Source organism: Vibrio sp. J383 (assembly GCF_023503985.1).
Classification (GTDB): Bacteria; Pseudomonadota; Gammaproteobacteria; order Enterobacterales; family Vibrionaceae; genus Vibrio; species Vibrio splendidus.
Map to the genome: position 1 here is coordinate 1,569,311 of NZ_CP097294.1, position 12,083 is coordinate 1,581,393.

9 protein-coding genes are annotated in these 12,083 nt (G+C 43.0%); 2 read left to right on the forward strand and 7 right to left on the reverse strand.

Annotated features, from left to right (window positions below):
* Positions 1–3: 3 nt before the first annotated feature.
* Complete coding sequence (locus M4S28_RS23405) at positions 4–1,359, forward strand: FUSC family protein (protein ID WP_249633007.1); 1,356 nt, start codon at positions 4–6, stop codon at positions 1,357–1,359.
* 91 nt (positions 1,360–1,450) lie between these two features.
* Here M4S28_RS23405 and M4S28_RS23410 read toward each other — a convergent pair whose 3' ends face one another.
* The 5 genes from M4S28_RS23410 to M4S28_RS23430 form a co-directional block, all read right to left on the reverse strand.
* Positions 1,451–2,737 (reverse strand): DEAD/DEAH box helicase, encoded by a 1,287-nt coding sequence (locus M4S28_RS23410; RefSeq protein ID WP_004730920.1) that lies wholly within the window; start codon positions 2,735–2,737, stop codon positions 1,451–1,453.
* 143 nt (positions 2,738–2,880) lie between these two features.
* A complete protein-coding gene (locus M4S28_RS23415; protein ID WP_249633008.1) occupies positions 2,881–3,621 on the reverse strand; it encodes a DUF1223 domain-containing protein in 741 nt (246 codons plus the stop codon).
* Between the two features lie 230 nt (positions 3,622–3,851).
* The gene (locus M4S28_RS23420) at positions 3,852–4,040 is read right to left on the reverse strand and encodes a hypothetical protein (RefSeq protein ID WP_017079198.1); all 189 of its coding nucleotides are present in this window, start codon (positions 4,038–4,040) and stop codon (positions 3,852–3,854) included.
* A 312-nt stretch (positions 4,041–4,352) separates the two neighbouring features.
* Positions 4,353–5,354: a TerC/Alx family metal homeostasis membrane protein gene (locus tag M4S28_RS23425; RefSeq protein WP_029222116.1), complete on the reverse strand. Its 1,002-nt coding sequence runs from the start codon at positions 5,352–5,354 to the stop codon at positions 4,353–4,355.
* A gap of 617 nt (positions 5,355–5,971) precedes the next feature.
* A complete protein-coding gene (locus M4S28_RS23430; RefSeq protein WP_249633009.1) occupies positions 5,972–7,711 on the reverse strand; it encodes a bifunctional metallophosphatase/5'-nucleotidase in 1,740 nt (579 codons plus the stop codon).
* Positions 7,712–7,949: 238 nt separating this feature from the next.
* Here M4S28_RS23430 and M4S28_RS23435 point away from each other — a divergent pair, with 238 nt between their 5' ends.
* Positions 7,950–9,743 (forward strand): ATP-dependent endonuclease, encoded by a 1,794-nt coding sequence (locus M4S28_RS23435; protein ID WP_102491753.1) that lies wholly within the window; start codon positions 7,950–7,952, stop codon positions 9,741–9,743.
* 200 nt (positions 9,744–9,943) lie between these two features.
* Here M4S28_RS23435 and M4S28_RS23440 read toward each other — a convergent pair whose 3' ends face one another.
* Positions 9,944–10,438, reverse strand: a complete 495-nt coding sequence (locus M4S28_RS23440) for a DUF1097 domain-containing protein (RefSeq protein ID WP_017079195.1) — start codon at positions 10,436–10,438, stop codon at positions 9,944–9,946.
* 468 nt (positions 10,439–10,906) lie between these two features.
* A complete protein-coding gene (locus tag M4S28_RS23445) occupies positions 10,907–11,812 on the reverse strand; it encodes a LysR substrate-binding domain-containing protein (RefSeq protein WP_004730888.1) in 906 nt (301 codons plus the stop codon).
* Positions 11,813–12,083: the final 271 nt, after the last annotated feature.

The window sequence follows — 12,083 nt, forward strand, 5'->3', positions numbered from 1 at the left end:
TTTATGTTCAGTGCATCGACCAAGGAAGCAATTAAGGCTTCTCTCGCGATTGTTATCTCTATCTGCCTTGCGTTGTGGTTTCAGTGGGAAAAACCCTATTGGGCGGCAATTGCGGTTGCTGTCATGGCATTGAACGAGAGTTTTGCCCATTCAATAAACAAAGGCCATAACCGATTAATGGGAACCTTGTTAGGGACGGGTTATGCCTTTTTCTTGATTGCGATGTTTTCGCAAGACCGCTTTCTGTTTTTGATGTTTTTCACTTTATTTCTCGGTACATGCATCTTCATGTCGAGTGATGAAAAGTACGGTTATGTCTTTTCTATAGGCTTTGCTGTCTGTTCCATCATCTCTTGTATGGGGGGATTCGATAACCAAATTACATTCTATTTTGCGGTGCTACGAATACAAGAAACTTTGCTAGGCGTTATCACCTTCTCGATTGTTTATCGTCTAATCTGGCCGGTAAACACTGAACAAAACTTCGTACAACGATTTGAAACAAGCAGAGAAACGCTGATAACAGCAATGAGCGATACCAATAACCTTGATATAGAAGCCTTAGAGTCCAATACCGCTAATATTAAAAAGCTTTATCAACTGTTGGATTTACCGCTCACTGGCAGTTATCACCTAAAGCAAAATATCCAAGCGTGGCGTTTACGTGTCCGTGAAATTGCTCATATTCAAGATCGTCTGCTTGAACTCGCCTCGGATGAACTTACTCAACCTATTGATTGGCCAATTCTCACAGAAAAACTGGAAAAACTAGAGTTAATGGCGCCACACTTGTCATTGATTGATGATGTGCCGTTTGTGAAGAGTGAGAAGAAAAACGTTTCTTGGCACCATGAGCACCGTACCTTTGTTCAACACCTGGATGAAGATGGGAGAAAAGTCTTACAAGGAGTCTCGATGTTCGTAACGTCGCTACTGGTTTGGATATATCTACCTGTGCCGGGCGGTTTTATTTTTCCGATGATTGCAGGCGTATTTTCTTCCATGTTACCGACGATGCCACCAAGTGTTATCAAAGATGCGTTTTTCGGGGTGATAGGCACTGGTACCGTTATTTTACTTCAATACATCTTTATCATGCCGATGATGACTGAGTTGTGGCAATTAGCACTGTTCTATTTCATTAATAGCATGGTGATATGGAAAGTGTTCGCAACGCCTAAACTGATGGTGCACCGAATACTTGGTATTAACCTGCTGGTCGTACTGACGTCTGGCGCGCTTAATCTAATACCGGTTTATCAGATTCAAACACCATTACTGATGTTAACCACACTGCTCGTCATTTTGATGATCGGCAAATTATTTACTGACCTCTTTAGAGTCAAGAGTGTCGTTTAATCTCGTTACGCGGATTCGCTAAACTTAGGGCTAAAAATAAAAAAGGCGCAATTAAGCGCCTTTAGAAATTCTATTTTTTACTGACTCAATATCAGTTGTTTCTCAACCAAACATCTTGGTTTTTAGGTGCTTTCTTCTTTTTCTTTTTACCTGTACCAGCCGGTGGCGCAACGGGTTTTAATGCAGCAACAAGTTCAGCAGTAGCTTCTTCATCCACTTCAAAACCTTCAATTTGCTCACGCTCAAGACGGATTTTGTTCTTCTTCTCAATGATTGTGAAGTGATGGTAATCTTCATGGTCGATCAAAGATAACGCAAGACCAACCTCACCCGCACGACCACTTCGGCCAATACGGTGCATGTAGTCTGATGGGCTACGCGGCAAGTCAAAGTTGATTACCACAGGAAGCTTCTCAATATCCAGACCACGTGCCGCGATGTCTGTCGCGATAAGAACGTCAATCTCGCCAGATTTGAAATCTTCAAGAATACGAGTACGTGAACCTTGTCCTTTATCGCCGTGGAATACTTCAGCGATGATGCCGCGCTTGTAAAGCTTGTCTGCAAGGTGCTCACAGCTGTTCTTCGCGTTTACGAAGATCAGGGCTTGGCGCCACTCGTGTTGTTGAATTAGGTGGGCTAGCAATGCGGTCTTACGACCTTTTTCTACTTCGAATACACGCTGAACCAATGTGCTCGCATTAGCACTTTGAAGTTGAACCTCAATTGGATCATTCAGTAGTTCGTGAGTCAGCGTTTTAACTTGCTCGGGGAAAGTCGCAGAGAACAACAAGGTTTGTTTTTTGCTTGGCAGAAGTTTCAAGATCGCGTCTAGTTCCTCTGTAAAACCAAGGCTTAACATTCGGTCAGCTTCATCAAGCACTAACGTTTTTACTTTATCTAGCTTGATAGCGTTGCTTGAGATCAGATCCAGTAAACGACCCGGTGTTGCCACCAAGATATCAGTGCCGCCACGTAGCGCTTGCATCTGAGTGTTTACCGATACACCACCAAATACACAAACCGTTTTGATCGCACCATTGAAGTGTACTGCGTAAGACTTAACGCTGTCAGCCACTTGCTTAGCAAGTTCACGAGTAGGAACTAAGATAAGACCAGACACAAAGTTACCTTTGCCTGCTCTGCGGTCTAAAGGCGCATCTTCATGGATTTGTTGTAACAGCGGCAGTGCAAATGCTGCAGTTTTACCTGAACCCGTATTTGCACCTGCAATTAGGTCGCGTCCTGCTAACACACTTGGAATAACTTGCGCTTGGATAGGCGTTGGCTGTTGGTATTCAAGCTCTGTTAAACGAGCCATCAAAGGAGAGATTAAGCCAAGATCAGAGAAGTTGGTTGGTGTTGTGGTGTTAGTCATTAATTGCAGGAACTCAAAGCTAAAATAATAGCGCGCTATATTAACGTATTTCAGCAGTATTACGTAACTAAATCGCCCCTTTCTCCCGTGTTTCAGCGATTAAGCCCCTCTAAAACACATCCAGATATCAAGTTATCGCAAATTTAGTTAAGCCAGCCCGCTACCGTTTGCTCTGGCGTGTACGAGTTGAGCTCAGTTAACCACACGGCTACAGCATCTGGCGTGGCGACTAACGAGGAGAAGTCGATATTGAATTGCCATTTGAATTCACCACGTTGATAGCCGTCGTAAACCACGACAAAATCGTGCTCAAGTTTCTTACCTCTGTTCTCGCCCGCTTTAACGCTGGTGACTTCGTTCATCGCCAACAAGGCAATATGAGCGACATAATCCCCTTTGCCTTCGTAACTCACACTGAACGTATCGCCTTCATGGTTCACTGTTAATTTGGGATGAGTTTGTTGTTGGAGCGAAGGCAACGTTTTGTCTAGCCAATTAAAGTAACCACGCCACTCTTTTCCATCGACAACGAAGCCCGGTGTATAGACGCCACTTGTTACCCCATAAGCTTTGTATAAACGCTGCTTCTGACTGAATGCCTTGCTGGCGAACTTGTCTCCCCAGCCTAAGTAGTCCCAGTAGTCCACGTGATAAGCAAGCGGTATGACCTCGGTCCAAAGTTTTGGATGATCTGCAAAAGTACTAAGGTACATGTCAGCAGGCGGACAACTAGAACAACCTTCAGAGGTAAACAGCTCAATAACCTGAGCAGGCTGGCCTTCGTTACTCCACGTTTGTGCAAACGACACAGAAGAATAGGTGCCGATTGGCAAGGCAAGTAAACAGAGTTTAATCAATGGTGAGTTGCATTTGGCGTGTGACATACCGAGATCCTTGTACAAAGCGAATTGATTGGCGCTCAAATAAAGACCGTTATGCCTAAGTATTTCTTTCAGGTGATGAGTTTATTTCAGGTGCTGGGTTTATTTCAGATGCTTAGTTTATTTCAGATAGACAGCTTGTTTTAGATACACAGTTTCTTTCAGATACAAGAACGCCAGCTTTAGAAGCTGGCGTTTTTTTAATTCTATATTTTTACATGTTAACGCAGAGATTAACGGTTGATACCGATATCGCGTTGCATGTGACCAGATAGGTCGCTTGCGTAGTAACTACGTGGAGAGTTGTCTACGAAAAGAATATCGAAAATGTGTGCAATCAATCCTTTGATGTTAACCGAGTAGGTCTTCTTATCCATAGAGTTAGGAACAGCGATAGTATTCATTTGCATTGCTTGAGCCATGATTGCCTCTCTATAAATTTGTTTATGTGGTTCGTTCTGATGACAAGAATAATAGGTGATCTTTTGCAGGTTAAAAAATGACTAAAATTAGAAATTCAGATTAGTTTTTCTAATAAAACAATCCATTAACAACACCTCGAAATACATATTCACGCTTGATGAGTAAAAATTCACAATAGTGCCTAAATCATGCGTTTAGTACAAATAACCCTCAAACAACAGTGGCTAATGTCACAAAAAATTTACATAAATAAATTTCAAGCTTCATTGACCACCTAATCCTTATCGAGTTTTCGATAAGTTATTTTTGTTTTAATTTACTTGTTCAATGTCTGGTTTCTTCGCATAAATCGACGCTATAACCGCAATCGTCATAGTAGAAATCAGAACAGCTAGCGACCAATACGTTGGGATAGCCCACTCACTGTCAACCAATAGCATTTTCACACCAATGAACACCATGATGAATGCCAGTGCAGGCTTCAAGTAGATGAACTTATCCATCATGCCTTGCAGAACAAAGTACAAAGAACGAAGGCCAAGCAATGCAAATACGTTTGCAGCCAGTACTAAGAATGGCTCTCGCGTAACGGCGAAAATTGCAGGAATAGAATCCAGTGCAAACATCACATCCATAACCGCAATGGCACCAATCACCAACATCATTGGCGTGAGTACCCATTTAGTGCCTTGTTTGATCATCAACGCTGGACCATGGAAGTCTTCTGTCACAGGCATCACTTTACGAAGTAACTTTTCAGGTAGCGTATTCACACTCTCCTCTTCGCCCTTATCTAGCGCCAGTTTAATACCCGTACCAATTAGGAATGCAGCAAATACATAAAGCACCCAATGGTATTCAGCCAATAGCTGAGCACCTAATGCGATCATAATCGCACGAAGCACCAATGCACCAATTACGCCCCAAAGAAGCGCACGAGGTCTTAGATGTTCAGGAACTTGGTATTGGGCAAAGATCATCGCGAAAACAAACAAGTTGTCTACGCTCAATGATTTTTCTAGCAAGTAACCGGTAATGAATGACACGGTTGCTTTTTGGGCTGTGTATTCACTATTCGGCGCATAGATGTCCCAAAAAAGGTAAATGGAACCAGCAAATAAAAACGCGAGCACAAACCAGAAAACGCTCCAAATTGCCGCTTTCTTGATGGTTACACTACCACCACGAGTCTGATAGATATCAATAGAGACGAGAATGACTGTCAGCAGGAAAAAGCCCGCATAAGTCGTCATGATTGGCGATGAAAAAAAGGATTCACTATTTGTAGATAATAGAGATTGAGTTGAGTTCATTATTCCTCCGGGCGGAAGAACTGTACAAAGACCTTCCGCAAACAAAACTATCAAGTTCCACGACGGATCTTGATTGTGATTGCGTTGGTCTCGTTGAAGTGAAATATGGGATTTCACCTTTACATACCGGATAGACTCTTGGCCTAACGAGATGACGATATGTAAACTTGCGCTAACTACTCCCCAAACGCGTGGATAATATTCCTCTATCTTTGTTTCGTCTAGAAAAATTTTCGGAAATAAATAAAAAAGGAGCAAAACGCTCCTCATTTATTTCTATAGGCTTGTCAAAACGACATTCGTATTGATTCTGAGAATACTACTGAGAGGATTAACCCCTAATACCGTTACTCATGATACAAATAACGAACGAGTCTTGTACGCGCTTTGTCTTACAGTTAACTTAAAGGCACGCTACGTTATAAACCTGCAGCGGGTACCAAGTACACTAACGCAGACCAAACCGATACCCAACCAACCACCGCTACCGCATCTAACCAATCTTTCTTATCCATGCTTATCTCCACAAGAAGGCGACCTGCAGGAATAAAGCATAAACAATGCCAAATTTATAAATAGACAAAACTAATAACACCAATCAAAAGCATTACCTGTACCTATCTAAAACACTCCAAACAATTCAGCGGCTCGTTGTGTTGCAGCGACTCTGGGTGGTCTTGTAGAAACTCGATGAAACAGTCTGCCATTGAGTCGGTCGTGACCATGCCATCACCTATCATATCCAAGACGGCGTTATAGCCCTCTTTTCCTTTCATGGTATAGGCTGACGACGCGCCACGGTAAAGACGGTTGCGAGAAACAGTCTGCCATCCCAATTCATCAGAGTGGATTTCTAGATGATGAATCCTGTGTCCCAAAGGCGCTTCTTTGTGGTAACAAAACCTAAGGTTATGCGTATAAGGAAAGCTGCCTGAACCTGTCCCTACAACGCCATTATCCAGCGCGTTATTGATTGCACCTTCAAGCATGCCTGCGATCGTTTCACCTTTTACTTCATACACACCAATAGGTACGGCAAACGGTAGTAGTTTTCCGGCAATATCGGCAACAGAGACATCGCCGCTATTCAGTGAATTTCTAACACCACCTGCGTTGTGAATGGCAAATTCAACCTGATGCCCTTTTTTGTTCATTAGGTAGTGAAATGATTGAGCAACCAAGGGCGCTAGTTGGCTCGGGCCTTTCTCGTCCGGGATTCGTATGTGGCGCAATTTTGTATCTGCATGAGCAATCACTTGTTGCTGAAGCTTTCGAACTCGCGGCTGGTATTTATCCGTCAGAATGCTCTGCAGCTCAGGATCTTTCTTACACACTGCAATATTAGGGTGATTGTTTAAAAACTCACATGCCATGTCGTGCGCATCGTCTTGCCCTACTTCACTCAGTTTCGCGTCTATAAACAGTCTACGGCCTAACAGCAGTTCGTTCTTACCGTTGAAGTGAGTCACTTTGCCTTCAGCATCGAACTCGATTTCGCAGTGTCCTAGGCTCATGGCGTGGAAACCCGCTTGCACAACATAGGTGTCACCGACTTTCACGCCGTAATCATCATCTTTAACTAAGCCAATATCAGAGAAATCACCTTGTAAGCGATGACTATGACCACCAACAATGACGCCAATACCTGTTACGTTGGCTGCTAACTCTAAATCAGCTTCGTAACCAAGATGGCTAAGTAACACAATCTTGTTGATGCCAGCTTTATGAATCTGCTCAATAGTCGCTTTTGCTGTTTCTAAAGCATTTTCAAATGGTGTATCGATATCTGGATTAGCAATGCCTGCCATCTTGTCGATGCTTAAGCCGAATATTGCAACCTTCTCGCCATCAAACCCTTTCGTTATAAAAGAAGCGCTTCGCGTTTCAGTCAGATAAGGCTTAACAATTTCGTTGTCCGCTAAGGTATGAGTTTTATTGATATCCTCATTCGATAGATTCCAGTTACCGGCCAACAGTGGGAATTTGATTCTTTTAGCGAAAATCGCAACGGGCTCATTACCCATGTCTAGCTCGTGATTGCCGAGCGTCATGGCATCTATATTAAGGGCATTCAACAAATCGGCGTTGGCTTTTCCCTTGAATAAAGAAAAGTACAAAGTGCCCTGGAAGCAGTCACCAGCATGCAGGAACAGGGTTCCAACCTTCTGACGCTGGGCATCTTGTTCTATTTGTTTGAAGCGCGTTGAAATTCGAGCAAAGCCACCAGTACTGACATAAGGTTCAATGATGTGGTTGTTCATTTTAAGTGATAGCTGTAACGAGGTTGGTTCAAAGTATGAGTGGGTGTCGTTGATGTGTGCCAACACTATTTTTGTCGGCTTATTCTTTTTAGTCATATTTTCTTCTCTCTTTGTCCCTTCATACTAGGTCGAGAATCATGACAGAATCGTGAATTTTATGAAACTGCACTGCAAAAAAATTCTCGAGATAGATCAAAAATCCCATTTTGATCCGTATAAATAAACAACGGGTTTTGTGACAGGTGAGCATACCGGATTGGTATTTTTCGATTATGATTAAAGATATCTGTTAGCTTTCAAACAATTAGCAGAGCATTCCGTTAGGAGTAAGCCTATGCAACTAGAAAGAATCGAGATTTCTGGCTTTCGAGGTATCAAGCGCATGTCACTCGCGTTTGACGAGCTAACCACGCTTATTGGTGAAAATACCTGGGGTAAGTCTTCATTATTGGATGCCCTTTCCGTCGTTCTGCCCTCAGACGGTGTGCCATATCACTTCGAAATGACTGATTTTCATGTCGATTATTCTGTTTCACATCCACAGTCTCAACATCTTCAAATTGTTCTCGCATTAAAAGCCAATGACAAGAGCGAACTCAACGCTGGTCGTTATCGCAAGCTTAAACCTATATGGGTTCAAGATGAATTTGGCGTCTATCGTATCTATTACCGAATAAGTGCCACATTAGAACAGTATGAAACGACCACAAACTACGCATTTTTAGGTTTAGACGGTAATCCGCTCAAACTTCATCACTCAGAAAAGCTCGCTCAAGAATTAATGACCTTACATCCTGTGATCCGTTTACGAGACGCTAGGCACTTTGATCGCCCTTTCAACGGAAATTCACTCAACCACAATGCTCACCTGCCGACTAATGTTCACGCTAATAACGGTCACGCTAACAATGCAAACGGAAATGGGAACAACAATCCAAATAACGGGCATGGGAACGGACATAATCACACTACCAATGGTCATGGCACGAATGGAAACGGCGGCAATGGCAATGGCCGTCAGGCAAGAATAGAAAAGCGGATCGACAACACCTGCCGCCGTCTTATGGCGATACCCGGACATGTTAATAAAGGTGAAATGCGCAGTAGTCTTGAGTCAATGCAAAGCTTAATAGAACACTACTTCTCATTTAAGAGTGTCTCACGCAAGAACCCGAGAAAACCGCGTGACGGGCTACTGTACTCAGCTGGAGCGAACGACAAGAGCATTCATCAATTGGTCGAGGAGACCAAGAATAAACAAACTCGGCTGTTATTCATGGGGTTACTTAACGCTTATCTACAGGCCAAAGGGCCGACTGACTTAAGACGATGTGCGCGCCCTCTTTTGATCCTTGAAGATCCAGAGGGTCGACTGCACCCAACGCACCTAGCAAGGGCTTGGAGCTTAATGCAGAAGTTACCCATGCAAAAAATCCTTACCACCAACAGTGGCGATCTACTTGCTGCTGTACCACTTCAATCGATTCGTCGTTTGGTGCGTCAGTCCGATAAAACCATCGCTAACCAACTCAACATGAACCACTTTAGCAAAGATGAGCTTCGTCGAATTGGTTTTCATATTCGTTTCCATCGTTCAGGAGCTCTGTATGCTCGCTGTTGGTTATTGGTAGAAGGTGAGACTGAAGTCTGGTTGTTTAACGAGTTAGCCAACCAATGTGGCTATAACCTTGCTGCGGAAGGTGTTCAGATTATTGAGTTCGCTCAATCAGGACTAAAGGCATTGATCAAAGTCGCGCAAGAATTTGGCATCGATTGGCATGTCGTCACCGATGGTGATGCAGCAGGCAAAAAATATGCGGCAACAGTGCTATCTAAACTTGGGAACGATCAAGAGCGACATCGCCTCACAGAACTGCCTGACAGAGACATCGAGCACTACTTGTATATGAATGGGTTTGAGAACTTTTTCAGAGACATGGTTAAGATTCCTTACGATCACCCTATCCCAGCGAAAAAAGTCGTGGCTAAAGTTCTTAAGAAACACGCAAAACCAGATCTGGCTTTAGCGATCGTGTCCCATTGTGAGAATCAAGGACAAGACTGTATTCCTTTGTTATTAAGGTGGACACTAAAACGTGTCATCACCATGGCAAACGGGAACACCTAAGCGCTTTAATTAATTGATAGATGCTATTGGTTCTTCTGCAGATGATTTTTTTAACTGATTGGCTTAACCAAAAACCAAAAAAGGCACACCAAGTGGTGTGCCTGTATAAATCGATATACAAATTAATTGGGGGTTATCTTGCAAGAGTTTACAGTGACTAAACTGAGGTTAGGTTAACGAATTAAGGTTAGGTTAACGAATTAAGCCTTAGCTTGCTTAGTGTGTTGTTCAACCACTTCCGAAGATTGAGTTGATTTCTCGTGAAGCCATAGCCCCGTTGCTTTCATCAAGTATCCAAATACACCACCAAGCAGTAAAGATGGTACTACAAGTTGCCAATCGCCACCTGCAGCAAACGTCGCACAACAACCAATGAAGGTTCCTGGGATATAACCTAGCCACGCTTGTTTCGCTTGGATACACATAAAGAAAGCCACAATAGCGGTAATCATGTAGCCTAAAATCTCTAAACCTGCGAAGGTTGAGCTTTCGATAATCACCATTGCCCAGAATACGCCTGTCATGTTAGTCAATAAGCTACCGGCTAGTCCTTTTACGCCGCCTGTTGGCGAAGCAAAATAACTGGTGCAACCTAAGAAACCTGCCCATGACAATAAGCCGAAAGAGATAGCAATCCATCCCCATAGACCTGACAAAATACCTGTTGTTAATGAAATCGCGACTAATGTACTCATACTATTTCTAAAGCCTAATTACGTAATTCATCGCAACCGGATTTAGCCTCACTTAAAATCAAGTAAGCATATTATGGGAAGAACGCCTTCTTTTAGCCGATCGTGATCACATTAATAATGTATGCGAACATGCATTTATCACCAGATAGAGACCGAAATCGCTTATTCAACACAATTAGTTATAAGGGGCTGTTAACCTTTCGAGCTTTATTTTGCAGCTCTTGTGGGAAATTTATACAAGGCAGAGGCTTTGATGTGTAGTTAGCCTACATGAAAAGGCGATAACGCAGTAGAAATGAACCACAAGGGCTGCCCGAAGGGTTCGGTTAAAATCGCTTTATGCTTTGTTGAAGAATATTTGCTTAGAATGACTAGGCTACATACTCTTCGCCGCGCCTAAAACGATTTTACCTCGAACAAAACTTAACCACGAAAGGTCAACAGCCCCTAGCCTTTGTCAAATCTACCTTACAGAACCGACGGTTTGCCTTTCATCATGCGCTTACCTTCTCGCTTAATACACTCAGCAAGTGGGTTCTCAGACATATCTGCACGCCAAATAAAGGACAAGGTTCTTTCCATTTCAAGCTCAGGGACATTTAACGTGACCAGTTGGCCAGACTCAACAAACTGTTCGACATCGAGATAAGGTAAACACGTTAAATATGGGCCGTTTGCAACCAAACTTCTTAAAACAGGAACGTGTTCATACTCTCGCCAAACATCAAGATCACCAATTAAATGATGAATAGAGCTATCAAAAACTTTGCGAGTACCCGAACCATGTTCACGTAATACCCATTTTGCTTGTTCTAATTGCGCCAAGCTTACTCGTTCACGCTTCGCAAACGGGTGATGAGCCGATGCAACCACCGTTAAATGGTCAGTACACCACACTTCTTGGTGAACTCGGTTGTCATCACAACGACCTTCGATAACACCCAAGTCATATTGATAATCTAATACGCCATCAATAACCGCATCGGTACTTTGTACGCCGAGCGAGATTCGCATCTCAGGAAAGTCGTTATCAATAATACTGATGAGGTCAGGAACAAGGTGTTCCGCTGGTGTTTGGCTTGCACCGAGTTTGAGCTCTCCACTTAGTAAGTGCTGCTCATAAAAACCCATCTCAATTTGCTGCGCATCTTGCAGTAAACGCTTCGCTTTAGGCCTTAGCCACATACCCCAATGAGTAAGGGCCATTTGCTTGCCCTGCCTTTCAAATAAAGGCCTGCCGAGCATTTTTTCCAACTGTGCAAGAGACATACTTGTCGCCGATTGAGTCAACGCCAATCTGTCTGCTGCTTGACTTACACTCCCGGAATCTGCCACTGCATCAAATACCGCGAGTTGCTTTAATGAATAACGCAAAATTCATCCTTAATTCTTTTAATAACTTGTGTCCTGTTGCTCGTTTTTTCTTAAGCCGATGAGCAATCAATTTCATTCTACGCGTAACCAAATCTATATCAATAATTTTGATGTGGTTTCTAAAAATTATCAATTTTACCTCTACCCCTCAACCCCCTAATCTGGAATGGCAGGACACAAACGAGCCCTGCAAAACAACACTGATTAACCATTACGGATTAACCAAGTCATTAACACTAGGAATTACACATGACGGATTGTTCAAGGGGGG